General features: G+C 67.2%; 22 protein-coding genes. 18 read left to right on the forward strand and 4 right to left on the reverse strand.

Translation table 11 applies throughout. From position 1 onward, the window contains the following. Window positions 1-54: 54 nt before the first annotated feature. The 4 genes from OHT57_RS27295 to OHT57_RS27310 all read left to right on the forward strand — a co-directional run bounded on the left by OHT57_RS27295 (window position 55) and on the right by OHT57_RS27310 (window position 6,586). Complete coding sequence (locus OHT57_RS27295; protein ID WP_328749146.1) at window positions 55-2,820, forward strand: Z1 domain-containing protein; 2,766 nt, start codon at window positions 55-57, stop codon at window positions 2,818-2,820. Further along, window positions 2,817-3,827, forward strand: a complete 1,011-nt coding sequence (locus OHT57_RS27300) for a PD-(D/E)XK motif protein (RefSeq protein WP_328749147.1) — start codon at window positions 2,817-2,819, stop codon at window positions 3,825-3,827. The genes OHT57_RS27295 and OHT57_RS27300 overlap by 4 nt, the downstream gene beginning before the upstream one ends. After that, window positions 3,820-5,829, forward strand: coding sequence for an AIPR family protein (locus tag OHT57_RS27305; protein WP_328749148.1), 2,010 nt, complete (start codon window positions 3,820-3,822; stop codon window positions 5,827-5,829). Before OHT57_RS27300 ends, OHT57_RS27305 begins: the two co-directional genes overlap by 8 nt. 382 nt (window positions 5,830-6,211) lie before the next feature. Further along, on the forward strand, window positions 6,212-6,586 hold the full coding sequence (locus OHT57_RS27310) for a very short patch repair endonuclease (RefSeq protein WP_328753344.1): 375 nt from the start codon (window positions 6,212-6,214) through the stop codon (window positions 6,584-6,586). A gap of 13 nt (window positions 6,587-6,599) precedes the next feature. Here the strand turns inward: OHT57_RS27310 and OHT57_RS27315 are convergent, their stop codons facing one another. After that, window positions 6,600-8,537 (reverse strand): DNA cytosine methyltransferase, encoded by a 1,938-nt coding sequence (locus tag OHT57_RS27315; protein ID WP_328749149.1) that lies wholly within the window; start codon window positions 8,535-8,537, stop codon window positions 6,600-6,602. 655 nt (window positions 8,538-9,192) lie between these two features. On the opposite strand from OHT57_RS27315, the gene OHT57_RS27320 reads away from it, so the two are divergent. Further along, window positions 9,193-9,315: a hypothetical protein gene (locus tag OHT57_RS27320; RefSeq protein WP_328749150.1), complete on the forward strand. Its 123-nt coding sequence runs from the start codon at window positions 9,193-9,195 to the stop codon at window positions 9,313-9,315. Between the two features lie 544 nt (window positions 9,316-9,859). Here the strand turns inward: OHT57_RS27320 and OHT57_RS27325 are convergent. From OHT57_RS27325 to OHT57_RS27335, 3 genes are read right to left on the reverse strand one after another with little or no spacing between them, the layout of a single operon-like run. After that, entirely contained in the window at window positions 9,860-11,680 is a 1,821-nt protein-coding gene (locus tag OHT57_RS27325; RefSeq protein ID WP_328749151.1) for a DEAD/DEAH box helicase, read from the reverse strand. Next, window positions 11,681-13,096, reverse strand: a complete 1,416-nt coding sequence (locus OHT57_RS27330) for a transcriptional regulator (protein ID WP_328749152.1) — start codon at window positions 13,094-13,096, stop codon at window positions 11,681-11,683. A 59-nt stretch (window positions 13,097-13,155) separates the two neighbouring features. Beyond that, on the reverse strand, window positions 13,156-13,833 hold the full coding sequence (locus tag OHT57_RS27335; protein ID WP_328749153.1) for a hypothetical protein: 678 nt from the start codon (window positions 13,831-13,833) through the stop codon (window positions 13,156-13,158). 353 nt (window positions 13,834-14,186) lie between these two features. Between OHT57_RS27335 and OHT57_RS27340 the strand changes: the two genes are divergently transcribed. The 13 genes from OHT57_RS27340 to mpaP all read left to right on the forward strand — a co-directional run bounded on the left by OHT57_RS27340 (window position 14,187) and on the right by mpaP (window position 26,047). Beyond that, on the forward strand, window positions 14,187-14,813 hold the full coding sequence (locus OHT57_RS27340) for a hypothetical protein (RefSeq protein WP_328749154.1): 627 nt from the start codon (window positions 14,187-14,189) through the stop codon (window positions 14,811-14,813). Between the two features lie 214 nt (window positions 14,814-15,027). After that, window positions 15,028-15,258 (forward strand): hypothetical protein, encoded by a 231-nt coding sequence (locus tag OHT57_RS27345; protein ID WP_328749155.1) that lies wholly within the window; start codon window positions 15,028-15,030, stop codon window positions 15,256-15,258. 424 nt (window positions 15,259-15,682) lie between these two features. After that, window positions 15,683-16,171: a hypothetical protein gene (locus OHT57_RS27350; RefSeq protein ID WP_328749156.1), complete on the forward strand. Its 489-nt coding sequence runs from the start codon at window positions 15,683-15,685 to the stop codon at window positions 16,169-16,171. Between the two features lie 833 nt (window positions 16,172-17,004). Continuing rightward, window positions 17,005-17,985, forward strand: coding sequence for an LLM class flavin-dependent oxidoreductase (locus OHT57_RS27360; RefSeq protein WP_328749157.1), 981 nt, complete (start codon window positions 17,005-17,007; stop codon window positions 17,983-17,985). Next, window positions 17,978-19,072, forward strand: coding sequence for a daptide biosynthesis RiPP recognition protein (mpaB, locus tag OHT57_RS27365; RefSeq protein ID WP_328749158.1), 1,095 nt, complete (start codon window positions 17,978-17,980; stop codon window positions 19,070-19,072). The genes OHT57_RS27360 and mpaB overlap by 8 nt, the downstream gene beginning before the upstream one ends. Continuing rightward, complete coding sequence (gene mpaM, locus OHT57_RS27370; protein WP_328749159.1) at window positions 19,069-19,881, forward strand: daptide-type RiPP biosynthesis methyltransferase; 813 nt, start codon at window positions 19,069-19,071, stop codon at window positions 19,879-19,881. The genes mpaB and mpaM overlap by 4 nt, the downstream gene beginning before the upstream one ends. Further along, the gene (gene mpaD / locus OHT57_RS27375; RefSeq protein ID WP_328749160.1) at window positions 19,881-21,140 is read left to right on the forward strand and encodes a daptide-type RiPP biosynthesis aminotransferase; all 1,260 of its coding nucleotides are present in this window, start codon (window positions 19,881-19,883) and stop codon (window positions 21,138-21,140) included. Before mpaM ends, mpaD begins: the two co-directional genes overlap by 1 nt. Further along, the gene (mpaC, locus tag OHT57_RS27380; RefSeq protein ID WP_328749161.1) at window positions 21,141-22,415 is read left to right on the forward strand and encodes a daptide-type RiPP biosynthesis dehydogenase; all 1,275 of its coding nucleotides are present in this window, start codon (window positions 21,141-21,143) and stop codon (window positions 22,413-22,415) included. After that, window positions 22,412-22,597 (forward strand): daptide-type RiPP, encoded by a 186-nt coding sequence (locus OHT57_RS27385; protein WP_328749162.1) that lies wholly within the window; start codon window positions 22,412-22,414, stop codon window positions 22,595-22,597. The genes mpaC and OHT57_RS27385 overlap by 4 nt, the downstream gene beginning before the upstream one ends. A 55-nt stretch (window positions 22,598-22,652) precedes the next feature. Then, window positions 22,653-22,829, forward strand: coding sequence for a daptide-type RiPP (locus tag OHT57_RS27390; RefSeq protein ID WP_158002849.1), 177 nt, complete (start codon window positions 22,653-22,655; stop codon window positions 22,827-22,829). Window positions 22,830-22,942: 113 nt separating this feature from the next. Beyond that, window positions 22,943-23,671 carry an ABC transporter ATP-binding protein gene (locus OHT57_RS27395; protein WP_328749163.1) on the forward strand — a complete coding sequence of 243 codons (729 nt, stop codon included), beginning with the start codon at window positions 22,943-22,945 and terminating at the stop codon, window positions 23,669-23,671. Further along, the gene (locus OHT57_RS27400) at window positions 23,664-24,395 is read left to right on the forward strand and encodes an ABC transporter permease (RefSeq protein ID WP_328749164.1); all 732 of its coding nucleotides are present in this window, start codon (window positions 23,664-23,666) and stop codon (window positions 24,393-24,395) included. The genes OHT57_RS27395 and OHT57_RS27400 overlap by 8 nt, the downstream gene beginning before the upstream one ends. Beyond that, window positions 24,392-26,047, forward strand: coding sequence for a daptide biosynthesis intramembrane metalloprotease (mpaP, locus tag OHT57_RS27405; RefSeq protein ID WP_328749165.1), 1,656 nt, complete (start codon window positions 24,392-24,394; stop codon window positions 26,045-26,047). Before OHT57_RS27400 ends, mpaP begins: the two co-directional genes overlap by 4 nt. Window positions 26,048-26,065: the final 18 nt, after the last annotated feature.

A 26,065-nucleotide genomic window follows, 5' to 3' on the forward strand; every position in this document is an offset into this window, starting at 1 on the left:
CAGAGGCCGCTCCTACCCTGCTTCATACCGTCTACGTCCCGCTGGAGGTCCCACGTGAGCGCCGTTCCCGACGAGCCCATGGCCAAGGCCACACGCCTGGTTCTCGGATTCCTGCCTCAGGACCGTCAGCCGAAGCCGGAGGAGGTGCAGAACGCGGTCAACGCCATCTTCGGAATGCTGGCCGCGCAGGGGGAGGACCTTGACCGGGAGCAGCTGGCCAAGGAGATCGAGGCCATGACCGCCGTTTTCCAGGAACGGTCCCTGGCACTGGTCGACCCCAAGGGGCATGAGCCCTGGCTGCCCGAAGCGAAGAACGACCGGGCCTGGGACTTCTGGGAGCGCTATCGACGGTACCTCGAAGACGTCGTGAACCTTCCGCCGTGGGTCGTGAGGCGGCTGGACCAGAGCTCGGACGAGGTGCTGAGTCAGCTAGAGGACCCGCGCCGCTCCGGACCCTGGCGTCGGCAGGGTCTTGTGATCGGACAGGTGCAGTCGGGCAAGACCGGCCAGTACATCGGGCTTGCTGCGAAGGCCGTTGACGCGGGATACCGGTTCATCGTGGTCCTCGCCGGCATCCACAACGACCTCCGGAGCCAGACACAACTGCGGGTAGACGAAGGGCTCCTGGGTTTTGACACCCAGCACCAGAACCGATCCAACGAGGACGGCCGTTCACGCGCGATCGGTGCGGGAGCCATGCCCCTCGCCAAGAAGCTCGACATCGCGTCCCCGACAAGCAGCGCGGAAAAAGGGGACTTCGGCCTCGCGACAGCCAAGGCCATCAACTTCCCCCTCGGCCGCTTCCCCGTCGTCCTCGTCGTCAAGAAGCACTACAAGATCCTTGAGTACCTGCGTAACTGGGTGATAGACGTCCACGGCACCGAGGACGAGAACGGCGAGAAGGTCGTGAAGGACCTCCCTCTGTTCGTCATCGACGACGAGGCCGACAACGCCTCAATCAACACGGTCCGTGACCCCGAGGCAGACCCGACCAAGACCAACGCCGCCATCCGCAGGCTCATGAAGAGCTTCGACAAGGCTTCGTACGTCGGGTACACGGCCACCCCCTTCGCCAACATCTACATCGATCCGGACGCGGACCACGACGTCGCCGGGGAGGATCTCTTCCCGTACAGCTTCATCCGCAGTCTCCCTTCGCCGTCGAACTACCTGGGTCCTGAGCGGGTTTTCGGACTCCAGGTCGACGACGAGGACGAGGAGGACGTGCAGCCGCTGCCGCTGGTCCGCCACGTGGACGACGCGGACACCTGGCTTCCCCCCAGGCACAAGTCCGGTGACAGCCCGAGTGACAGGCTCCCGCAGTCCCTCCGCGACGCGATCTTCTCGTTCGTGCTCGCATGCGCGGCCCGTCGGGCGCGAGGGCAGACGAAGGTCCACAACTCGATGCTGGTGCACGTCACCCGTTTCACAGCGGTGCAGACGCTCGTTCGCGACCAGGTCGACGACCACCTGCGGCTCATCGTGGACATGATCCGGGACCGGTACGGAAAGGGCCCTGAGCTCCGCGCCGAGCTCCGGGCTCTCTGGGAGCGGGACTTCGTGCCCACCACGGACAAGTTCCCGGCTGACGAGGTGGAACGCCTGACCTGGGAGCGGGTGTCCGAACAGCTCCTTCCTGCCCTCAGGAAGATCCAGGTCAAGACGGTGAACGGCACCTCCAAGGATGCACTCGACTACTACGAGAACCGGAGGAACGGCCTGTCCGTGATCGCCATCGGGGGACAGAAACTCTCCCGCGGCCTCACCCTGGACGGCCTGACCGTCAGCTACTACCTGCGCGTCTCGAAGACGTACGACACCCTCCTCCAGATGGGCCGGTGGTTCGGATACCGCCCCGGCTACGAGGACGTGTGCCGTCTTTACACCACGCCAGCGCTCGAAGACGCCTACGCGGAGGTCACCGCTGCGACCGACGAACTCCGCAGGGAGGTCGAGGAGATGGCGGCGCTCAGCCTCACTCCGAAGGAGTTCGGGCTGAAGGTCCGGTCCTCTTCGCTGGGTCTCACGGTGACCGCAGCCAACAAGATGCGGCAGAGCACGAAGATCCTGCTCAGCTACTCCGGGGAGGGACCGGAGACCGTGATCTTCAGGCTCGCTGAAAGGACCGTCGAGAACAACTTCAGGGCCCTCGAAACCCTTCTCCGCCGGATGGGCAGCGTCGCGGAACCCGGAGGCCCGGGCGGCAACGTCCGGTGGGACGGGGTGCCCCCTGAATTGGTCTCCGAGTTCCTCACCTCCTACGAGACGGACCGTATGGCGCAGCGGGTTCGCCCGAGGCTCATCGCGAAGTACGTCGAGCAGTGCGCAAAGGTGGGTGAGTTGGGCAGCTGGACGGTTTGCCTGGTCAGCAGCAAGACGTCGAAGTCGCCGCGGGTCATCGGCGGGCGCACGGTCGGACTTGTGACCCGCACTTCGCTCAACGAGGGATTCGAGACGGAGGGAAGGTACACGATCCGCCGAGTGCTCAGCCCACCGGACGAGCTGATCGGTCTCGATCCCGAGCAGATGGTCGCAGCCCGCAAGGCCGCGAAGAAGGCCGCCGAGAAGAAGGAAGCGCCGGAGCCGAAGACCCCGGCAGGACCGTTCATTCGGCGGGAGCGGAGGACCGACCAGGGGCTCCTGCTGATCTACCCCATCGTGCTGCCGAAGTCCGCCGACGCCGAGTCGACGACCCCCCTTGTGGGCTTCCAGGTGAGCTTCCCGCACTCCGAGTACCAGTCGAAGACCGAATACGTCGCCAACACCATCTGGCTCCAGGAGGACATCTACACCATCGACGAGGAGGAGGACGAGGCGTGACCGTCACCGAGGACGAGTGGCGTGAACTGGAGAGCCCCCAGGACGCCCCGGGGAGGTCCAACCTCCGTCTGTACCCGGAGTCTCCTCTCGACATCTTTCTCTCCGTCTCCCACCCAGGCGGACAGCGCATGTTGGTGTTCCGGGCGGACGCTCGTTCCGCAGACCCGATCGTGCGGTCGGTGGGTCGCCTTCCCAAGGCAGCCGGGATCGAGATGAACCTCAGTGCCGTGTCCCGGGTCGAGTATGAACTCCAGGTGATCCTGACTGCGGACGGGCTTCGCGAGGTGTTCAACCCGCTTGTCACCGACGTCGCCGAGACCGCCAAGACTGCGCCGGCCGCTGCGGAGGCGCTGGCAGCAGCGGTGGACCGGTTCGAGAGGTGGCAGGACCTCCTGCGTGCTGTCAGCAGGGACGGGCTGAGCGCCGAGGCGCGGCGTGGGCTCTACGGCGAACTCTTGGTGCTGGGCGACGTCCTCCTGGCCTCTCTGGGCCAGTCCGAGGCGGTCGAGGCGTGGACCGGGCCCACGGGGACCAACCAGGACTTCCAGCTGTCCGGGGTGGCGGTCGAGACCAAGGCCAGTGTCGCGAAGCGCCCCCGGAGCATACGGATCGCCAGTGAGAGACAGCTGGACGGCACTGGTACGCCTGCGCTGGTCCTCGCGCTCGCGAACCTCGACGAACGACGCGGCGGATCGGGGGAGAGCCTGAACAGGAGGGTGGAGGGGATACGACAGCAGCTCACGAGCCCGGCCGCCCGGGCCAGGTTCGACGGCCTGCTCATCCAGGTCGGCTATCTCCCCGGGCAACATGACCTCTATGAAGAGCCCCGGTACACCCTCCGCGAGCTTCGGTTCTGGCACGTGCGGGAAGGCTTCCCCAGACTGGTTGAGTCGGACCTGCCAGACGGCGTCGGTGACTGTACGTACCACGTGAGCACCTCGGGTCTGGACGCCTACCGCGCCACGGTCGACGAGGTGAAGGAACTGATCGGGGGATCCCATGGCTGAGCTCGACCTGGCCGAGTTCTCGCGGAGCCTCGTCGCCGACGTCCAAGCGACCGCGGATGCCGAGGGAACGACCACCCCGGAGGCGTTCACACGCCGGGTCTTCGAGGACCTGGAGCAGGCGGGCGTCGTGTCCAACACGTTCACCGCCTACCACAAGATGCATGGCCACGAGGTACATGGCTACGGCATCGGGGAGTCGGGCGAGTCCCTGGACCTGTTCGTGACGGACTTCCAGCTGGCACCGTTGGAGACCAAGCTCACGAAGGCACAGACCGAGACGTCTTTCAGACGGCTTCTGGCGTTCGTACAGCGTTGCCGGGACGGGCTGCAGCAGCACATCGACGAGTCGTTCGACGTGTACGACATGTGCGCGGCGGTCGAGAAGGCTCTGACCGAGGTGCAGCGGATCAGGCTCTTCCTGCTCAGTAACAGGGTGTGCACTGCAACCGAGGTGCCGACCTCGGACTTCGACGGCCTCCAGGTGACCCACGAGGTGTGGGACCTGGCGCGACTGCACCGTCACGCGACGTCGGGCGCCCTCGGGGAGCCCATCATGGTGCCCTTCGCCCCTCCGCTGCCCTGTGTCTCCGCCCCGAGCTCGGAGGAGGACCACTCCGTGGTCCTGGCGGTCATACCCGGGGAGATGCTCGCCGAGTTGTACGCCGAGTACGGCACCCGGCTCCTCGAACTCAACGTTCGCTCCTTCCTCCAGACCCGCGGTGCGGTCAACCGGGGGATCCGGGAAACCTTGTTGAACGCGCCGGGCCGGTTCCTGGCCTACAACAACGGGATCACCGCGACCGCGTCAGAGGTCGACTTCGTGAGGGGCCCGGACGGCGAGCCCAGCCACATCTCCGGAGTGCACGGCCTGCAGATAGTGAACGGCGGCCAGACGACCGCCTCGCTCCACTATGCGCTGAGCCGCGACAAGGCGGACCTGTCCCACGTCCGGGTACAGATGAAGCTGACGGAGGTGGCGCCCGAGCGGCTCGCGGAGATCGTTCCGAAGATCTCGGAGTACTCCAACACGCAGAACCGGGTGACCCAGGTCGACTTCAGTTCCAACCACGACTACCACGTGGACATGCAGCGGATCACCCGCTCCCTGTGGGCCCCCGCGACGGACGGCAGTGGTCAGGAGACCCACTGGTTCTACGAGCGTGCGCGTGGCCAGTACACGGACGAGCTGGCCAAGGCCCGTACCCCGGCCAGGCAACGGCAGTTCAAGAAGCTGAACCCGACCAAGCAGAAGTTCACCAAGGCGGACCTCGCCAAGTTCGTCCACTCGTGGAACCAGCTGCCCTACCACGTGAGCCGCGGAGCACAGAAGAACTTCGTCGAGTTCATGTTCAACGTCGAGAAAGCGCCGCCCCGCGTCGACGTTCAGTACTGCCAGAGGGTGATCGCGATGGCCATCCTGTTCAAGGCGGTGGACCGGGTCGCCGGCATTCACGGAGCAGGCAGCCACAAGAGCATGATCACCACGTACACCGTGGCTCGCCTGGCACTGGCAACGGACCGCCGGATCGATCTTGACCGGATCTGGCGAGAGCAGGGCGTCTCACCAGTGCTGGAGGCCGCGATCCACGACCTGTGCCCCCGCGTCATGCGGGCGGTGACCGCTCCTCTTGAGGGGAACCACGTGGGTGAGTGGGCCAAGAAGGCGGCGTGCTGGGACGCCGTGTCCAGGGTTCCCTGGCAGACTCCCCGAGCCCTGACGGCGGAGTTGCTCGACCATTCGTTGGACGAGGCGACACTCGCTGGCGGTACAGGTGCTGAGGAAGGAGCAGGTGAAGAGGCCGCTTTGATCCCGGCCGACGAGTGGTACGCGATCGAACGCTGGGCCAAGGAGACCCGGAACCTCGAACCCTGGCAGCGGCAACTGGCCCAGTTCGTCGGACGTCGACTCGAACTGGAGCAGGAAGTTCCCGAGACACAGGCCGTTCAGGCCCTGCACGCGCGTAGCGAAGCGCTACGGCTGGGATTCAACCCTGGTTCGTAGTCGGCGGGTTCGAGCCTTGGACAGGAACCCCTCAACCTCGTCAGAGCATTCCCTTCTCTATAAGGTCACGGATCGCGTCCTCGGGCCGCGGGAGGACGTTCCGCCCGTCCCCGTCCCCGTCCCCGTCCCCGTCCCCGTCGCTGAACGCGACAAGGTCGGTATCCGGTGAGATACCGACCTCCGCCAACAGGCCGATAGGCAGCTCGACTCGACCCTGGTCATCGACATGAAGTTCGGCTGATTCCCAGAGCATGAGGAGTGCGGCACTCTCCCTCTCGGAGGACGTCGACAGGCTGGGGCTGTGATCGTGGCCGGAGGTGGCAGGGCCCCGGATCGGCAGTGGGTTTCCACTGCCAAAGGGAAGCATCTCCGTGGCCGACGAATGAGGGACACCAATCCCGAGATCGCTCTCCGGAAGGCCGTGCACTGGCTGGGCCTCAGGTTCCGTCTTCAGCGGAAGGTGGCACCGCGCTGCACAGCGGACTTCGTGCTTCCCCGAAAGCACGTTGCGGTCTTCGTCGATGGTTGCTTCTGGCACGGCTGCCCTGACCACACTCCCAAGGAGTTCCGAGGGCCCAATGCCGTTCTCTGGCACGAGAAGATCGAGACCAACAGGGAACGGGACCGACGCAACACAGTGCAGGCCACAGCGGCCGGGTGGACCGTGATTCGGATCTGGGAGTGCGAGATCCGTCGCGATGTCGGAGGAGCCGCACAGCGGGTCGCGGAGACTGCAGACCCGAACGCGGCGGAGTGACAACGCCGATCGGCTACTCCTGGGTGACGGCCAGAGTCAGCAGGTCGTCGGACAGCTTCTCCCGGCTGGCACAGTGAGTGACGAGCGGGCACTCCGAACAGACGGGCTGGTCCTCCCTGCAGAGGTCCATACCGATGAGCCGAATCGCCCCCATACGCAGAGGCGCGTCCTCGCCTGCGCCCACGAGCTTGACCAGATTGACGCGGCCCTCGCTCAGGCGGTTGGCGTGATCCGTTTCGACACCGTTCACGCGGGCCGCGACCCGCAGCGTCCCCTGGACGACCAGCATGAGGTCCTCTCCGATCAGCAGTCGGTAGAGGGCCGCCTCTGCTGGCTTCATGGCCAACTTGGCGGGTACGTCGAGCCGCTTGTTCCACTGCCAGTCATAGGGCTTTTCCACCAGCGGTGCCAAGCGGTCCACACGGGACCGGGCGGGCACCGTGGGCGCCGCGTCGACCAGTTTCTTGAACAGCGCCGCGGTGAGCGTCTTTGACCTTCTGACAGGGGCCATCAACTCCGCCATCACAGCTGGCTTGATCTTTGCGCCGGAGACAATGGCCACCACCGCGGCGTGAAGCGGTACCGGCTGCTCGCCCGGAAGCTGATGCCAGTCCCCGCCGAGCAGCCTCTGCTTCGCCCAGTCCGTGAGACCGCCCCTGACCTCCCGCCAATGGGGCTGGAGCCCGGCAGGCTCGATAGAGCCGTCACCAACAGGCTTCAGCGCCTCCGCAGCAGCCTCTCCCAGCAGAGGGGGTACGGCGTTCCCAATCTGCCGGAAGGCGTCACTCCGGGTGCCGGCGAACCGGAAGCGGTCCGGAAACGTCTGAACGCGTGCCGCCTCCCGCACCGTGAGCGTCCGCAGCTGCTCCGGGTGGATGTACCAGTAGCCGTCCTTGGCGATGTGGGCGGTGATCGTACGACTGAGTTCGCCCCAGGCCAGCTTCTTGTACTTGTCCGTGTACTTGTCCGCGCTGTATCGCTGGTAGCCCTTCTCGTCCTCGGCCAGCTTCTCGTGGAGATCCGAGTACTTGGTGTCGGACTCCATGACCTCGAAGATCCGGTAGTCGTCCTTCCGAACCCTCCGGGTCATGTGGTCCCAGATCAGCCCACGAGTCGCCTGTTCACGCATCTTCGTGGCGAAGGGCGACAGGTTGCGAGGCTTCTGGTACGTCAGCTTTCGCTCGCCAACCCGTTCCGTGGGAACGACCTCCAGCTCGGGCAGGTCGCCGATGGCGTCGCGCAGGGTGGTGCGTTCTGGGTCCGGCTTCCGCCAGGTGAAGTCGTCCACGTCTTTCCTGGCCAGGAGGATGAGACGCTTCCGGTGCTGCGGAACGCCGTAGTGCCACGCGTCAACGAGCCGCACCTGCGTCGCGTAGCCGAGCTCCTCCAGCTCCTCCTCGATCGTCCGGATGACGAAGAAGTCGTCGTGGAGCCCCATGTCGGGGACGTTCTCCATGAGGACTGCGCGCGGGTTGATGCGCTTGACCATGTCCAGGTAGGCGCTCCACAGTTCCTTGCGGCGGTCCTCCGCGTCGCGACCATGGTGCTTGACGAGGTCACGGATCTTGTTGCGACCGGCCCTGCTGAAGGGCTGACAGGGAGGTCCTCCTGCCACAAGATCGATCTTGGCGGGCTTGAGGATCTCTTCGAGCCGGTCACGCTCGGCGGGGTCACCGAGGTCCATCTTCAGGCTGAGGCCGGGGAAGTTCGCTTCGTGGGTTTCCCGCGCGCGCTCGTCGAAGTCCACGGCTGCCGCAGTGGTCCATCCCGCCCGCTCGACGCCGGCGCTGAGACCGCCGGCGCCGGAGAAGAGGTCTACGGCCAGCCTCTTCCCCTTACCGAAGCCCTCCAACCAGTCCTGGAACTCCTCCGGGGTGCAGCTGTTCTCGTCCGGATCCAGCTTGAGGTAGTCACTGCGTTCAAGAGGTACGCCGTAGTGCCCCTTCTTCACAGCACAACCCTTCGTACGCATGACATGAACGAGCACCAGGAGATCACAGACGCGCTGGTGGAAGCAAGGATTCCGCCGAAGTGGACGTCAGGAAAACCTGCTGCTCACCTGCCGTGGTTCCCCCCGGCATCGCGATCCTCGGGATCCCCCTGGGGTCCGGATCCGAACCGACGCTCTGACGGACTCTGAGACGACCAATATTAGACGACCGAGAGATCATGATCCTCATCGGCTCAACGACGGATCCTCACACGGGGATACGCTCACGCCTTCCCCTGATTCAGCCGGGTGGCCCCTGCCTGAAGCGGGCACCGTGCGAGGCAGGGATCCTGGAGCGGGCGGCGCGTTCGAGCGCACCAGATGGCATCGAGGAGATCCTCACTGCGGTCCAGGAAGAGAACGACGTGGGGTACGCCGAGCTCATGTCCGACTTCCACTGGCGGAGTGGCCGGCGTGAGTCTCGCTCTCAGCGCAGCTCGGACCGCCACCTTCTACTCCTGCTCCAGCGAGCTCGACACTCACCACCATGCCAAGTACCCGATGGTAGGCGTCGTGCCTGACACAGAGCGTGCAAAGCCTGATAGTCGAACTAGCGGAGCACACAGGCTGTGGAGTCGGCCAAGAGTGGGGCCGCTGGTATGTGTACGCCAGGTCCGTGACAGCTCTGCACGCTCTGGACAAGTCGATCCTGGAGCGCCGAGAAGCCTTCGGCGCCCTGCCGCAACCGACATGGGTTGAGGGGCTCGAAGAGGAGCTTGAGCACATCAGCGACTACTGAAAACTGGCCTCGTGCCGCAGCTCCGCCCGCACCAGGCGCGACCTGCCGGATTGAATGAGCCCTGGCGCACGTATCGGATCAGCGGAACCGAGATTCGGTGGCATCATCCGGTTCGACCCGGGACGACGCTACGAGCCTCCACAGCTTGTCGCGCGCCATCCCGTCCGGACGATAGACGATCTACGGCGATATGACGTCCGTCGCCAGCCACGCTGATCCTGTCAGCACCCACGTGACCGCCCACGACCAGTACCCCAACGCATGGCGGGTTCTCAACACGACAGGGTGCGTCAGCACAGGCTTCCAGTGGATCGATCCAGCACGCGGACGTACCCGCGAATTTCTTGGCGGTCGAGCGCGTTCGATTCGACAGTGGAGCTGCAGCAGCGGCTCGATATGAGGTCGACCGCAGCGTGCTTGCCTCGTCGAGTACGAGGCATTGCGCAAGTGAGTCACCGCAACGCGCGCCATGACACCAGCAGAAGTGGACGCTGCCAAGGCGCTGCTGCGAGACGGGCCCCTCTGAGTCGATGTCCAGTTGAGGCTAGGCGACCCCTGCCTCAAGGTACTCCAGAAGTGCTCGCACGTCGGCAGCGTCCATGCCTGCGGCAAGCGGCGCTTCTTCTTCAGGATCACCTAGCTGCTGCACCTCCGGGTCATCGAGAATTCGCCCCATGAAGTCCAGCTTCTCCGCCAACCGAAGGGCGACCACGTCATCGACACTCCCTTCGGCCGCGAGCACTGTGACCCGCGTCTGCGTGTCCGGACCGAGGCCGAGGCGGTGGATGCGATCCAGGCTCTGCAGGAACCGGCCCGCCTGGAAGTCACGGTCGACGTAAACCGCGTCATGACACACCTGGTGAAGGCTGATGCCCTCGCCAAGGGTCGCCGGATTAGAGATCAGGACCATGCAGTCCGGATCTTCCCGGAAGCGGTGAAGCTCAGCTTCCCGATCGGGTGTTCCACCGTGCACGGCCGCCGGCTGGAACGGCGCCAGGAGAGCTTGGAGCGAAGTGATGCTGCGAACGAAGCTCGTCCACACCAGTGTCTTGCGTCCATCGGCGGCGTTGGCGGAGACGATGGAGAGAGCCTCTTGATACTTGGGCGGCAGCTCGTACTCAGGGAGCTGCCGGAGGAGCACAGCGAGCGAGTCTCCTTCGGCCGCCTCCAGCGGTGGGACGCGGAACTGTAGCGGCTCGTGGCGTGTTGAGCCCGCAACGAGCAAAGCCGGACTGGTCGCTGCCATCAGCAGACGCAGCGCCGTCTTGCCGAGCCCCTCGAAGTCAGTCCTGTCGGCCGCCGCCCTGGCCGAGAACTTGCCGATAAGCGCGTCATAGATTTCGCGGTGCAGCGGCGGCATCGGGATGCGGCGTACTCGCGTCTCCACAGGAGGAAGCCCCAGCTCATCCTTAGTCGTCCGCGTATACAGGGGCCGCAGCACCTGACTGGCATGGGCGAGATCACCGCCGTCGACAGCCTGTGTCACCACACGCCGTCCGTGCCCCGGCCAGACGAAGGAGAACAAGTTCTCCAAGTCCTTGGCGCCATTGGGCGCAGGTGTGCCGCTAAGAATCATCCGCACTCGGCTGAGGGGACCCAGCGCCATGCATGCGGCGCCGTACACTCCAGCGCCCCCAAGCTTCATGCGGTGTGCCTCATCGAGGATGAGCATTGCCGGAGCCGCCTTCAACCATTGGGACAACCCGGCCAGAGCCCGGTCCAAGCGCTCGTAGTTGACGAGGACGATGTCCGCCGAGGGCGGCATCGACTTGCCGAGCACCTGCACGTCAAGCTGAGTGGAGAAGCACTGCTTGGCCTCCTCCTGCCACGCCTCGTAGGCAGACTTGGGACTCACCACGAGCACACGAGCCACGGCTCCGCGCCGACGGAGCGCAGAGAAGGCAGCGAGAGAGACGCGGGTCTTGCCGGCGCCCGGCACACTGAAGTTGGCTCCGTGACCGACCGAGAGGAGTCGGGCGATGTCGCGGAGCTGGAACGAGGTGAGCGGGCCAGTCCAGTCGTCGCCCAGCAGGGCCGGAACCGAGTCCGGCTCGACGGTGTCCTCGTCGGGTGAACCGCTGAGGAGCCGTTCAGCCGTGTCAGCCGTGTCGAGCATCTCGGTGACAAGGAGGCGGAAGTCGTCTTCCCAGGTCACGCTGTCCGGCTGGGGCCAAGTCCCGAGAGCGCTGAGGCTGGCGAGGAAGCTGTCGATAGGGACAATCGCAGAGAGCCTGTCGGTCATACGGCCGCTGGGGAACCTGGTGACCAACTGCCCGAGCGCGCTGCGGCACTCAGGCACGGTACGTAGCGCAGTCTGCGTAAGGGTGACGTCGAAGCCGATCGTCAGGCTGGGCTCTCCGGCCACTTAACGCGCCTTCCCAAACGTCTCAAGGAGCCAGGCCACGCCATCTCCGGGGTGCTGCACAGTTCGCCTGGCCTCGATAGCGAGCTTCTCCAGCTTCTGCCTCAGGTCAGCAACGGCATCGTCGAACGACTCCTCATCTAGGCTTCGCTGCGCGCGGGACATGACCAAATCGGTGACGCACTGCTCAATGTCGCGGCTGGCGTCAGCAAGGCGGGCAGGTGCTGCCTGCTTGCGCTTCTTGATACGCGCGTCACGGCCGAGGCTGGCGATGGCCTCATCCATCGCCGCACCCAGCCGACGGATCTCGATCTGGGCCTGCGTCGCAGCTTCCGGCGAGGCCGCGCTGCCCGGTTGGCTAACAGCTCGTGCGTGCAAGACGGAGTCCGTTAGCGCCTTAGCCGCGCTAAGGGGGGCAGACGGACCCTTCACCGCACGGCCTAGACCGGGGATGGCCACAGTCGCCGAAGTTTCAGCTGGAACCTCGCTGGCTGACATTTTCTTGGGGAGGTACAGGCCAGCGAAGTCGTGATCGATGAAGCGAACGTCAGTCTTGGCGAAGCCCAGGAGAATGGCTGCCAGCCGGTTCTCCAGCAGCAGTTCGGCCTTCTCTGGGTTCACCGCATACTGCTTGGCGTAGGCACGCTGTAGTTCGCGGAACTTCTCAGCGTGATCCTCGAAAGCAACCAATGACAGCTGCTCGCCTGCCGTCTTGCTCCGTTCGATGAGTGACTGGATGCAGGCCAGCACCCACTGGTCCTGTCGGCAGCGCTCTGCTGTCGTACGGAAGGTAGCCGCGATGACGGCGAGTGGCGTGCCTTGATCCACTAGCTCCTGAACCGCGAGCAACCGGTTGATGTAGGAGTAATCCCGCCGGTGCTCCTTGCGCAGCTGGAGCGACAGTTCGATTGCGGCGATGTCTTGCCAGTCGCAGGAAGGCGGCAGAACGGCTACACGCATGGCGTGGTTAGGGCCATAAAGCTGCATCAGTCCAGCACGCCGGGTGTTTCCGTTGACGAGGATGCCTTCGTGAGTGATCAGGCCGGGATCCGTCTGCCCGTACTCCTTCAAACTCGCTGTCAGCTCGTCGAACTCAGGATCTGTCCGGGCAGGGTCTGCCGGGAGCACCTGCAGGAGGCGGTCCAGGTATGCCTGGCTGTCACTGCTCCAAGGGTCGCCCGCGAGTGCCTCCGCCTGCTTCGGGTCGTGGCCGGCCTGCGCCCGGATGCGGTGGGTTGCCGGGTTGTAGTAGAGGTTGCCCACTGGCATCTGGATGACCTCCAGGTGCTCCGAGCCGCCCCTCCACTCGACAGTGAAGGTCTCGCGGGGGCCGCCGGCGACTGCGATCTCCTCCAACCGGGACCGGACGAGGGCGCGGTTCTCTTCGGCCCCCGGCGGCAGACCGTAGCCCTTGGCCATGTACTTACTCCTGCTTTCGTGCTCGTTCGTACGAGGGGTGTTCCGATCTACCGGGATACTCAGTCGAGTCCCAGTTCCGCCCGGAACTGCGTCCGTGACTCCTCAGGCAGAGAGCGGTAGTCACTCCAGATCTGCTCAAGACGGGTGAACTCCCGCTGGTTGGCCGTCACCCAGTCGGACAGTACGCCGCGCTCGGCTGAGTCGAGGGCAGCGGCTGCCGTGAGCACCTTGCCCAGGTCCGCCGCGAGCAACCTGCCTCCCACCCTGCACCGCTTGCATTCGGTGACCAGCTCCGTGGCTTTGGTGCCGTCCGGCTTCACTACTTCTCTGCGCGCGATGTCGAGCTGGGCTGCCTCGTAGGTGCCGGCATAGGTTTCACCAGGGGCGATACCGCAGGATCGACACATGTACCCGTCTCTAGCCAGCACCTCACGCCGGCGCCCTGCGCCGATCGCGATAGTGCCTGCCCTGCGGGTCGCGCGACCCGGCTCCCAAACGGGGTCACCAGGCTTTACGAAACGCTGCTCGTGAGAGTCCAATCCCACGTCTTCCCTGCTGGTGTCGATGCGCCACCCGAAATCCCGGAGGTCTCGCATGCGGCGGTCGACTTGGGACACCCCGGGGAAGGCGGCTCGCAGTTCCTCCTTAGTAAAGGTGCTGCCTTCCCCCACTTCAGAGACTAGCCAAAGGGCCACGCGCTTCATCGTTCCGAGGCCGGCATCCTGCCAGGACGGCATGACATCTCCATTCGCGGGGACTCCCGGCGGGAGGCCCTGGGTGGCACTGGTGAGCAGGGGGCTGTGGGCATTCATTCCTAGCACAACCCCACGTCCTCATTCCAGCGGTTATAAATCTTTACTTGAACAAGGAAAGGAAACGACTCTGTAATGATCCGTTTTGCCGCTATTTGTCGGCATTAAAGGCGGCAAATCACATCTCGGAAAGTAGCCAGGGAGAAGCGCGGATCCGTGCACCGCTGGGTCGGTGAGTGGCTAGGCTTCATGCGATCACCGGTTCCCCATGGGCAATCTCGGGCGAGCGGAAGGGTTCGTTTGGCATGCCATCACTAGGATCGATTAGCCCCACTTGCGTGCCCGAGGCCACGGAAGAGGTCCAGGCATTCGCCAACGCGCTCAAGCGCCTCATCCACCACGTCCGCCCTGGTGACGCGATGGCGCTGAAGGCGAAGGCACTGCATATCTCGCCGCCACTCCTCTCTCACTGGCTGAACGGGCGGCGGCTTCCGCGTCCGGCGGCCATAGAAGAGCTGTCCGGGTTGGCGCTGGGAGGGATGACGGGCGATCGGGATATTGCCGCACTGGCTCACGAGTTCACAGCACTCGCGGCACTCCTCCAGGACGCGCGGCGGTCGATCTGCCGCCGATGCACGGGTGGCTGTACCTGCGACGAGACGGGACGCGAGGGGGACCGGCGCAACAGTTCCTGCACTCCTCCTGCCGACAAGGGGGACCGGCGCAACAGCGCGGCGCCGTCGAACCTGAATTTACCGGCACGCCTGGCGACGATGGCTGAGGCCGATCGAAAGACTCATCTGCGGGATCTAGCGGCGGCAATGAGCGACGGGGATGTTGGTATATATGCCGACATCCTTGCGCGTGCAGGAATGAAGACTGAAATGGAAGTTTTGATCCGTTCAGCGGAATCAGCTGGGAGAGACTCGACGGAAATTGCAATCATCCTCGGCAGACTCCGCTAGCATCTTGAATGATTGACTCCCGCTCGAATCGCGAACGAGGAACACGTGTGTCCAGTGACAGGCGCGAGGGGTTCTTCCGCCCTCTTTATAGATACTGCCGCGCACCCCCCCACGGCAGTGCAGGGAAGGCTCGGCCTGAAGGGTCTGCAAACCACGACCGAGACCTCCCCTGCCGGAACGCCCGTTAGATCGATGACCAACTAGGAGTTCCATCTTGAATAGTAAGGCCCTCCTGGCCCGGCTGGCCAGGAAGATCAAGGCTGCCTGTCTGCGGCTCCGCGCTGCCGCCGTTGGCGCGGGCCGCGTCGGTCCCCTGTGGGAGAAGACGCGTCGCCGGCTCCGCTTCCTCCGCTGGACTCTGGTGATCCAGATCCTCAAGGGAGCCGCCTTCGCCGGCGGCGGCATCATCATCCAGGTCCTGGCCACTCGGCTCCTCAACCGCTGAGGCCGATTCCCTGGCTGCCGCTCGCACCTGCCGCGGAGAGCCGAAGACGGCCAACCGGTACGGTGGCTGACCGTCCAGCAGCCCCTCGACGAGGGGCTGCTGGACGGTCAGCGGACCTGGGGGAAATCTGGGAGAAGACCTTCTCCCGGCGGTGTCCGGGTCCTCGCTTAGGTCAACGCATACCAAGGTCGTGACCTGCGCACATATGACCCGCACCAAGTCTGGGTCTGGCTCGAACCTAATTCGGGACGAAGAGGTCGTGGGTTGAAAAGGCCTGGGCCCTCTGTCCTCGGAGCAATACAGTTCAGATGTGATGAGCTGTCCCGACTGCGACACCAATCTGGAGCAGACGCCCGTTGAGCAGCCGTGCCCAAGCTGCGGCGGCGACCGACGCAGCGCGACTGTGTATGCAGAGGCAGCCTTGGTGGCCACTGCTGCCCTCAATGCCTCGGGGAGCATCGGATACAACCCGCGACGACCGTGGCAACAGAAGTGGCGCGACGTCATCAGCGGCCTAGACGCCCTTCAAGCGACCTACCGGCAAAGTGACCTTGACAACGAAGCTGTGCGTCGGCAGGTCGAGACCTTCTTCAAGGACTGCTGTGAGCTCGCAGACTGGTTACGGGAGCAAGTCGGCAAGCCCGAAGCCATGGACTACGTCAAGGCCGACCGGTATCTAAAGCTTTGCGACGGTATGGCGCAGACGACGAAGCATCACACCCGGGCTCCCAGTAGCAAGCGCGACCCGATCACGGCAAGGATCTCTCGGGTGGACGGGGGGCAAGGGGTCCGAGCTGAGATTCAGTGGTCAACCCCCAGCGGCTCGACCGGCACTGAAGACGCCCTCGACTTGGCTCAGCGTTGTAAGTCCGCATGGGAGCGGTTCTTTCAACAACACGGTTTGACAGCGTGATGAGTCGACGGGGGCGTGAGCCTAACGGTGACAGTGCCGGCGGTCTCACTTGTGGTCTCAATGGCGCATCGGCCCGGTGCTGTCCACGATCGTCCGTGAGGGGCCGCGCTCGCTCTGAGCAGCGGTTTCACTCGCATTGCAGACGCGCCTGGACGCCCCCGGACCAAGATCGAACAACTCGTAATGCGTAGGTCTCGGGTTCGAATCCCGAAGGCGGCTCAGAGAAACCCCAGGACTCACTCGCCGTGACCTGGGGTTTCTTGTTTTGGTTGACCTTGGAATCCGGGCCAACCGTCTCGGACAGCCGGCCCGTTCCCAGTGGGGGGTCTGTCATGTGACAGACCCCGACTGCGAGGCCCTCACCACCAGTTCCGCGGCCATGATCCACATCGCCTCGATCGGCAACCTCGCCAAGCGCACAACGGACGGGACCATCCACACCTGGAGAGGAACTCACTGGGAGACAGGGGGCAGTCTTCCTGGACCAAGCGCCCTCTCTGACCGTGGTGGCGCTCTGCGTGGCGGCCGTACCCAACGTGCTCGCCCTCCTGCCGCTCGGCCTGAAACGGGCTCCCGCAGGTGCTGTGCGTTCTGGGCGCTACGGACGCACCGGCCGCTGGTGAGGGCCGTAGTGAGGGTGGGTACCGGCAGCGTGCGGGGGTGCCACGGTGTCGGGGTCCGGCAGGTCCCCCGGCAGGAATTACCCGGGTGCATTTTTCTGCAAGCTCCCCCTGCATCAAGTTGCAGCGAAAGTCATTGCGCGCTCACTGATCCCTCTGGAAATATTCACGACGTCGGAAGTCGACGCCAGAAGTTGCGATCCGGGGGGATAAATGGACTACTCGGTATTGGTGCCATTTCTGCCGCGCCGGACGGAACAGGTGCTTCCTTTCGCGGCGCTGGTGGAATGGACGGGAGCCGCCAGGCTCTGGCAGGGGCAGAGCCTGCTGATGGAGCCTTTCCAGACGTTTTCCGCTCTCGCCGGCTCCGGATTCCGGGTGCCGACCGGCCTCGGAGTCACCCTGATGCCGCTGCGGCATCCGTTCGAGGCCGCGCACAAGGTCAAGACCTTGGCGATGGCGACCGGTGAAGAGGTCGTGGCCGGCTTCGGGCCGGGTGCGAAGACGTTCCAGCAGAGCCTGCTCGGCGCGCCTTACCGCAGCCAGCTCACGGCGGTCCGTGAGTACATGACGGTGGTCCGAGGGCTGCTCAGCGGTGACCCGGTCGACTTCGACGGCGAGTACTACACCTGCCACGCGGGGATGGGCCCGGCGATGTCGCCGCCCGTGCACCTCGGACTCGGGGTGCTGCGCCCCGGCATGGCCCGCCTCGCGGGCGAGGTCGCGGACGTGGCGATCACCTGGCTCACGCCGGCGGCCTACGTCGACGGCGTCGTCCACCCCGCGCTGCGGGAGGGGGCGAACGCGGCGGGCCGGGCCGTGCCGAGGATCACGACGATGGTGCCGGTGGCGCTGGAACGCCCCGACCGGGACGTCTCCGATTTCGTGCTGGCGAGCAATGCGGCACATATGCAGGCGCCGCACTATATCGACATGCTCGGAAAGGCGGGCATCGATTTCACCGAGCGCGATCCGAAATCGGCCGCGCGACTCATGGCGGAATCCGGGGCGTTCGTCTTCGGGAATATCGACCAGATCGTGAAGCAGCTCGACGAGTATCGGGATGCCGGGGTCGATGAAATCGTGCTGAATCTCACGGGCGTGTGCCGACTCTACGGAGCGAGCGCTGCAATGGACGACTTGAAGCAGATTCTGGCCGCCGTGGGCGCGGACAGGAGGGACTCCGGTGAATGAGGAACTGATCACCCGTGTGGGCCACCACCTGCGTTCCTGGGTCACCGGGCGCCCGCTGACCGCTGAAGCACCGGGTACCGCAGCCACTGTCGTCCTGGAGGACGCGGCCGGTCTGGACGCTGTGCTCGGCTCCGACGCCGTGGGACCGGGGACGCTCGTCCTCGTCCCGGAGGCTCCGGCGGTGCAGCAGGGTCGCGACGACCGGTCCGGTGCCACCGTCGTCGGCTACGAGGGCTCGCTGAGCGGCTCGGAAGGCGACGCGTCGGTCGACGACGTCCTCTTCCTCCAGATCCAGGACTACGGCGTCAGCCCGTACATGTCGCTGCTCGGCACGACGCTCGTGCGGATGTCCGGCGACACGGACTTCGACCTGTTCCTCGCGGACGCTGACGCCGCGCGGACGGAGGGCCGGTTCGCCGCGTTCGCGGTCAGCCCGGCCGTGCAGCTCGCGGACCTCTCCGCGCTCGGCGCCCGGGTCCCCGGTGACGGTCCGGGCACCAGGCTCTACGTGGGCCGGGACGGCGGCGTCTCGGTCTCGCCGCAGGGGCTGCGGCTGGGGACCGCCGGGGACTCGGCGGCCGTCCTGCGCGCTGAGTGGGAGCGGCTGAACGCGGCGAGCGAGGTGCCCGGCACGGTGCCGCTCGGCGCGGTCGTCCCGGAGGAGGTGCGCGGCCCAGCTGTACACCAACGCCCTTGGCTCGCACGCTACTTGACGACGCTGGACGTGCTGCGCGACCTCCAGACGCGGGGGATCACGGAGCCCAGGGTTTCAGGGTTCGGCCACCGGCTCGTCCCCGAACTCGCCGAGGCCGAAGGTGCCTTGTACACCGAGAGGGCTTTGGACGCCGACGACCCCGAGGCGCCGATCCTGTGCTGGACGCCGGAGCGGGCGTACGTCAGGGTCCCGGGCCTCGACCGGACCTTCCAACTCGGCCGCCGGGCGGCGGAGATCACGGAACTGCTGCTGGTCCTCGGCGCCGACGAAGCCGCGACGCGGCACGCGGACCGGGCCGAGGTCGAGCGGGTCCTCGCGTTCTTCGCCGACAAGGGAGTTTCCCTGGCACGTGTGCTGGAGGCGACCGCATGACGACGACCCGGACCGCGGCGGTCCCGGGCCTCGCCGGCGAGATCCTCGCCGGGTACGGCGACCGAGTCCACGTGCACGACCTGTACGACGAGGCAGGCGCCTCCGTCTATCACGACCTCGCCGCCGCCGACACCAGCGAGATCAGGGAACTGACCCGGGCCGTCCGTGCCGTACCTGGCCCGGTCCTCGAACTCGCTGCTGGTTCCGGCCGGTTGACGCTTCCCCTGCTCGCGCTGGGCCGTGAGGTCACGGCCCTGGAGCTGAAGGAGAGCATGGTCGCCCTCCTCAAGGAGCGGCTCGCCGAGGCCCCGGCGGGGATCGGGGGGCGCTGCACCGTGGTCCAGGGAGACATGTCGGCGTTCGCGCTCGGCGGCGCCACCTTCGCCGTCGTCGTCCTCGGTACGACGTCCATCTCGCTGCTCGACGCCGACGGCAGGGCCGGGCTCTACGCGGCCGTCCGCGCCCACCTCCGGCCCGGCGGCAGGTTCCTGCTCTCCACGGTCGACGTGGACGGCGCCGACGGGGACGACCTCGATCTGGAGGCCGCGGGTGCCAGTGGCCGGCGTTACCGGATGATCGAGCACTGGCGGTCCGGCCAGGAGGTTCGCAAGGTCACCATCCTGCCTCCCGAGCGGGAGACACCGCAGGACGGACCGGTACCCGCGTTCACCACGGCCATCCGGGTCCTGCCCCCCGACGACCTCACCCGGGAGCTGGCGTCGGCGGGACTGCGCGTCGTCGCGCGGCACACCCTGCCCGCCGCCTCCCCCCGCCACACCGATGTGCTGCTGGAAGCCGAGGCCGCCTGATGTCCACCGAACTCTGGCCCTCCCTGCTCGAACCCCGTCTGCACGGAGCGGACGACCTGTGCGCCGTCTCGGCGGACGGCGTCCGCATCCGCTTCCTGGACGGCCGTGAACTGCTCTGCGGCACCAGCGGCCTGTGGAACGCGAACCTCGGCTTCGGCAACGAGGCCATCGCGGAAGCCTGCGCCGCCGCCCTGCGCGAGGCCTCCTACCTGTCGGTGTTCCGCTACGAGAACGTCTACGCGAGGCGTGCGGCGCGGGCGCTGGTCGAGGCGGCGGGCGCGGACCACTACGGCCGGGTCGTCTTCTCGACCTCCGGAGGTGCCGCCAACGACCTCGTGATGAAGCTGGCCCGGCACTACCACGCCCTGCGCGGGGACGGTGCGCGCAAGCTCGTCGTGGGCCTGCGGGACAGCTATCACGGGCTGACGTTCGGCGGGTTCGCGCTCACCGGCGAGAACCTCGGCCAGTCCGTCTACGGCGTCGACCAGCGGCTCGTCCGCCATGTGTCCCCCAACTCCGTCGAGGAGATCGCCCAGTTGGCGGCCCAGCAGGGCAGCCGGATCGCGGCGGTCGTGGTGGAGCCGGTGCTCGGCAGCGGGGCGGTGCCCCTCACCCCGGAGTACGTTCAGGCACTGCTCGAACTCCGGGACCGGCACGGCTTCCTCCTCGTCGCCGACGAGGTCGCCACGGGCTTCGGCCGCACCGGCGACTTCTTCGCCTCCCAGCGCTGGCCGGCCCCGCCGGATCTGCTGATCACGTCGAAGGGCCTGACCAACGGCACCCACGCCGCGGCGGCCGTCCTGCTGCCCAGGGCGCTCGCCGAACCCTTCGACGCGGCCGGCGACGTGTTCGTCCACGGCGAGACCCAGGCCGGAACGCCCGTCACCTGCGCGGCGATCCTCGCCACCGTGGAGGAGATGCGTCGGCTCGACGCGGTCGCCTCCGCGCGGCGCCTGTCGGCCGTGCTCGACGAGAGGCTGGCGGACCTGGTCGCCACCGAACCGCTGGTCTCGGGCACCACGGGCATCGGCTGCTTCCGGTCCATCCGGCTCAGCACGCCCGGCGGAGAGCCGCTGCCGCAGCAGGAGGTCCCGCAGGTCGTCGCCGCGATCCGCGAGGCCGGCGCGATCGTCCACCCCAGCGTCAACGGCGTGCAGATCCTTCCCGCGCTGGTCTACACCGACGACGAGGTCACCGAACTCCTCGACTGCGTGCGGGCCGGGGTGGCCGCGCACGCCCGGCAGCCCGAGGCGGTCTGAGTGGACACGGTGTGGAACCTGAGCGGCCGACGCCCCACCCAGGTGGTGCACGGCATCGGCGGACTGGCCAAGTGGCTGCCCCACCGGAAGGGGCGGACGCTGACCCTGCTCGCGGACCCGGCCGTCGCCGAGTCGGAGACGGTGGACCAGATCCTCGCCTGCGCGGCCTGGGCGGGACGGCCGGTGCAGCGGCTCGTACCGAACGGCCCCGGCACGCTGGAGAGCGTGACGGCGCTGGCCGAGCGGCTGCGCGACAGTGAACTCGTCGTGGCCGTCGGCGGCGGGACCCTGCTCGACCAGACCAAGCTGGCCGTCCTGATGAGCTCGGCTCCCGTGGTCCGGGACCGGCTGACGATGCGCGGCCGGAGCGGTCTTGTGCTGCTCCCGGCCGAGGCGGAGCCCGCGGTGCCCGTCGTCACCGTCCCGACGACCGTCGGCACCGGCAGCGAGCTGAGCGGCGGCGCCTGCCTCGCGGGACCGAGCGGCAAACGCCTGGTGCTCGGCAATGGGCTCCAGCCGGACGTGGCGGTGCTCGACCCGGTCGCCACCCGGACCCTGCCCGTGGAACTCCTCGCCGAGGGGGTCTTCGAGGTGTTCTTCCGGGTCGCCGGGATGTACGTGGGGGACCCGCAGGACCTTCCCTCGGAGGACGCCTTCACCCTGACGCTGATCGAGCGGCTGACCGCGCTCGGCGCCGAGCTGGCGTCCGTCCGGCGGGCCGGCGAAACCCCCGGCGACGCGCTGCGCCTGGAGATCGCCAAGCTCAGCGGCGTGAGCCACGGCCCGTGGTTCAACCAGGGCCGCGACCCCTGCGCCTGCAAGGGCTGGTACCTCGCCAACGAGCTGTCCACCGGCCTCGGCCTGCGCAAGATGACGGCCGCCGCCGCCGTGCTGCCACCCCTGTGGCGGCGCATCGCGGAGGGCGATGTCCGCTGGGGGTCCGCACCCCGGCTGCGCCGGCTCTGGCAGGCCGTCACCTCGGTCCACCTGCCGGTCCTGCCGGCGGACCCGGTCGAGGGGATCGAGTCCCTGCTGGACACCTGGCTGATCGAACGCGGCATCGACGCGAGCGCGGAGCGGACGGAGCTGATCGCCCGGTCCACGCTGCGCGCATGGGGTGACGGACTGCCCACCCTGGGCGCGCTCACACTCGCCGACATCCGGCGGGTGATGGACCAGGCGGTCCGTCAGCCGCCCACCACAGACTTCCGCCGGCCATCGCCGGCGGACGGCCCGAAACACCACGGGAGGGGGGAAACATCATGCAGACCGTGAACAGCACCACGTCCGCGCCCCTGGAGCTGGCTCTCCAGGAGCTGGACCAGCAGCTGGACATGCGGGAACTGGAGGCGCTCGACGCCCCCGACTTCAGCTGGAGCGCCGCTCTCAGCGCAGTCGGCGGCCTGAGCGCGGGAGGCGTCATCTCGTACGTCTCCATCGTCACGCTCGCCACCTGAGGCACCTGATCCCCGGATCAGAGAGACCCGAGACCCCTTGAAGGAGGTGAAAGAAATGAAGGAGAACACCAACCCCGCCCTCGAACTGGCCATGCAGGAGCTGTCCATGGAGGAGCTGGAGGGCATGGAGGCGCCTGACTGGTGGGACAGCTTCCTCGCCAGCGCCGCCATCTCGGCCGGCGTCAGCGCCGCCTACAGCACCATCGCCGTCACCTCGGTCATCGCGACCTGACGGTGCGATGCCTGACGGACAGTGCCCTGTTCCGGACGCCGGCCATTGGCGTCCGGAACAGGGCCGCACCGACGAATATACGTGCGGCCCGAAGCCGCAGGGGAGGACGTGGCGTGACCGACGCCATCGACATCACGGGACTCACCAAGCGCTACGGCGAGCTGACGGCCGTCGAGGACGTGTCGTTCACCGTCCGTTCGGGCCGGGTGGTGGGCCTCCTCGGGCGCAACGGGGCCGGAAAGACGACGACTCTGCGGATGCTGCTGGGGCTCGCGCGCCCGACGGCGGGCAGCGCCACGATCTTCGGCCATCCCTACGCACAACTGCCCAAAGCGGCGCACCGGGTGGGCGTCAGCATCGACGGCATCGGCCCCTCCGCCGCCGCCTCCGGCCGCGCCGACCTGCGGATCTGGGCCCGGACCTGCGGCCTGCCCCGCACGCGGGTGGACGATGTCCTCGAACAGGTGGGACTCGCCTCCGACGCCCACCGCAGACTCCGCGACTACTCACAGGGCATGCGGCAGCGGCACGCCCTGGCCACCGCGCTGCTCGCGGACCCCGAACTGCTCATCCTCGACGAACCCGCCAACGGCCTCGACCCCGACGGCATCCGCTGGCTCCGTGAACTCCTGCGCTCCCTCGCAGACGAGGGCCGCACCGTGCTGGTCTCCAGCCACATCCTGGCGGAGGTCGAGCAGATGGCCGACGACATCGTCATCCTCCAGAAGACCCTGCGCTACAGCGGCACCGTCGCCGACCTCACGAGGAACGGCGAACTCAGCCTGGAGAGCCGCTTCTTCGACCTGGCCGACCCCGCCGTGAAGGAGGACGCTCGTGCGTGACCTGATCGGAGCCGAGTGGCGCAAGATCTGGACCGGGCGCGCCTGGTGGGCGGTCGCCGCAGCCGCCGTCCTGATGTGTGTGATGGCCGACGCCGGGTTCGTCCAGCAGGACAAGGAGGACGTCGGCAGCACCGGGGACATCACCTCCACCCTCGTTCAGGGCTGGTTCATGGTCGAACTCGCCGCCGCCGTCGTCGCGTTGCTCGCGGTGACCCGGGAGTTCGGGAACGGCGCCATCAGCCGGTCGGTGTTGCTGAGCGGCGGGCGGGCTCGGCTGCTCACGGCCAAGCTGCTCGCCGTCGTCGGCAGCGGCGCGGTGTTCGCCCTCGCGGCCGGGGCGCTGGCCGCCGTCAGCCCGTGGCTGTTCCTCGCCGGGCACGACCGGCAGCCGGAGTGGACGGCGACCACGACGTGGACGCTGCTCGGGGTGATGCTGACCATCGTGGTCGGCGCCGTGTGGGGGGCGCTGCTCGGGTTGCTGATCCGGCAGCAGGTCGCCTCGATCCTCGTCCTGCTGGTCAGCACCTGGCTGGTCGGCGAGGGCCTGCTGCGGCTCGTCCCGGCGATCGGCAGGCTCACCATCGACGAAGCCATGGCGTCCGTGTACCGGGGCGGCAACGAGAACCTGCTGCCGATCCCGTGGGCCCTGCTGGTGCTCGCGGTGTGGATCGGCGCGGGCACGGTCGTCGCCCGGACCCTGTTCCTGCGCCGGGACCTTCCGTGAGAACGGCCCTGAAGCGGCGCCAGGAGGAGAAGCCCCCGGCACCGCTGCCCGAGCGTCCCCGCCTGGCGCCGGACGCCCGGGTCCACGAGCCGATCGAGGACGGCGCCCCCTGGCTCGTCCAGTCCGGCGCGCAGCGCTACCTGCGGGTGGCCGCCGGGATGGCGAGCCTCCTGCGGCTGGCCGACGGCACCCGTGACGCCGAGGACCTGGCGGAGGAGCTGGGCTGGTCGGTCGAGCTGGTCGGCGAGGGGCTGCTGCGCGCTCAGCGCACGGGGCTTCTCGAAGACGCGGCCGACAAGCCGCGCAAGGAGCGCCGGATCACGTTCGTCCCGCCGCTCACCGTCCAGCTCACCGTGGTCCGCCCGGAACGCATGCTGAACGTGTTCCGCCCGCTCACCGCCCGCCTCGCGCACCGGGGTTGGGCGATCGTGGCCGCGACCCTCGCCGGGGCGGGGCTGCTGTCGCTCGTCGCCCAGGCACAGACGACGATCGCCGCCCTGTCCGAGCCGATCTCCCTGCCGGCGCTGCTCGCGCTGCTCGTCGTCACCTACTGCGGCACCATGCTCCACGAGTTGTCGCACGGCCTGGTCCTGAGCCACTACGGCGGCCGGCCCAGCCGTATGGGCTTCATGCTCTTCTACCTGACGCCCGCGTTCTTCTGCGACGTCTCCGACGGCTGGCGGCTGCCGAGGAACCGGCAGCGGGTAAGGGTCGCGCTTGCCGGGATCGCCACCCAGACGGTCATCGCCGGTCTCGCGGGCGTCGGTTCGGTGGTCGTGGCGGTGGCGGGGGGAAACCCCGCCGTGCGTGACTTCCTGCTGCTCCTCACGGTCACCAACTACGCCTCCGGCCTCTTCAACACCATCCCGTTCGTCAAGCTCGACGGCTACCTGGCGCTGATGAGCCACCTCGACATCTCCCACCTGCGGGACCGGTCCATCACGGACGCCCGCCGCCTCGTCGCCCGGCTGCTGTTCGGCGGGCGGTACGAGCGGGAGCTGCCCGGCGTCGAGTGGGCGCCCCTGTTCGGGCTGGCCTGCATGCTGTTCCCGCTGTATGTCGTCAGCATGGCCTTCACGCTGTGGGGGTCGGTTCTGGAGAGCGCGGGGATGGTGGGTGCGGTCCTCGTCTCCGTCGCGCTCGGGTATCTGTCGCTGCGTGTGTACGTCGGCGTCCTCAAGCTGCTTGCGGAGGCGCGGACGGCGGAGGCGGTCGGGTGGCGGCGGGTGACCGTCTCCGTGGCGGCGGTCGGGGTGGTGGCGGCGGCGCTGCTGGGGATCTCCGTGCCGTACACCGTGACCGGCGGGTTCGTGGAGGAGCGGGGGCGGACGGTCCTTGTGGCGACCGGGACGACCGACCGGGACGCCATTGAGCCCGGCGCCGATGTGAAGTTGCAGAGTGGCGGGGTTGTTCTCCAGAAGCAGCTCGGTACGGCCGCGGTCGCGTCCGGCGACTTCGTGGACCTGTCGGTGCCGTTCTCCGCGTTCGTCCCCGTGACCGGGCTCGACTCGCTGAAGGTGCCGGTCGCCGGGGTCGTCCTCGACGGTGGGCGGCTCGCGCCGGGGACAACTGGCCAGGCTGTGGTGGACGCGGGTGAGCGGAGCCTCGGTGACTGGCTGTACCTGAAGTACGTGGCGCCGTTCTGGCGCTGACGCCGACCTCTGAACTCC

The organism is Streptomyces sp. NBC_00285 (assembly GCF_036174265.1).
Classification (GTDB): domain Bacteria; phylum Actinomycetota; class Actinomycetes; order Streptomycetales; family Streptomycetaceae; genus Streptomyces.

What these genes read in the sequence shown, in the direction of transcription:
- OHT57_RS27305 (WP_328749148.1), top strand. Translation starts at nt 3,820, where the DNA reads ATGGCTGAGCTCGACCTGGCCGAGTTCTCGCGGAGCCTCGTCGCCGAC.
- OHT57_RS27310 (WP_328753344.1), top strand. Translation starts at nt 6,212, where the DNA reads ATGAGGGACACCAATCCCGAGATCGCTCTCCGGAAGGCCGTGCACTGG.
- OHT57_RS27330 (WP_328749152.1), bottom strand. Translation starts at nt 13,096, where the DNA reads ATGGCCAAGGGCTACGGTCTGCCGCCGGGGGCCGAAGAGAACCGCGCC.
- OHT57_RS27335 (WP_328749153.1), bottom strand. Translation starts at nt 13,833, where the DNA reads ATGCCGTCCTGGCAGGATGCCGGCCTCGGAACGATGAAGCGCGTGGCC.
- OHT57_RS27360 (WP_328749157.1), top strand. Translation starts at nt 17,005, where the DNA reads ATGGACTACTCGGTATTGGTGCCATTTCTGCCGCGCCGGACGGAACAG.
- mpaM (WP_328749159.1), top strand. Translation starts at nt 19,069, where the DNA reads ATGACGACGACCCGGACCGCGGCGGTCCCGGGCCTCGCCGGCGAGATC.
- mpaD (WP_328749160.1), top strand. Translation starts at nt 19,881, where the DNA reads ATGTCCACCGAACTCTGGCCCTCCCTGCTCGAACCCCGTCTGCACGGA.
- OHT57_RS27390 (WP_158002849.1), top strand. Translation starts at nt 22,653, where the DNA reads ATGAAGGAGAACACCAACCCCGCCCTCGAACTGGCCATGCAGGAGCTG.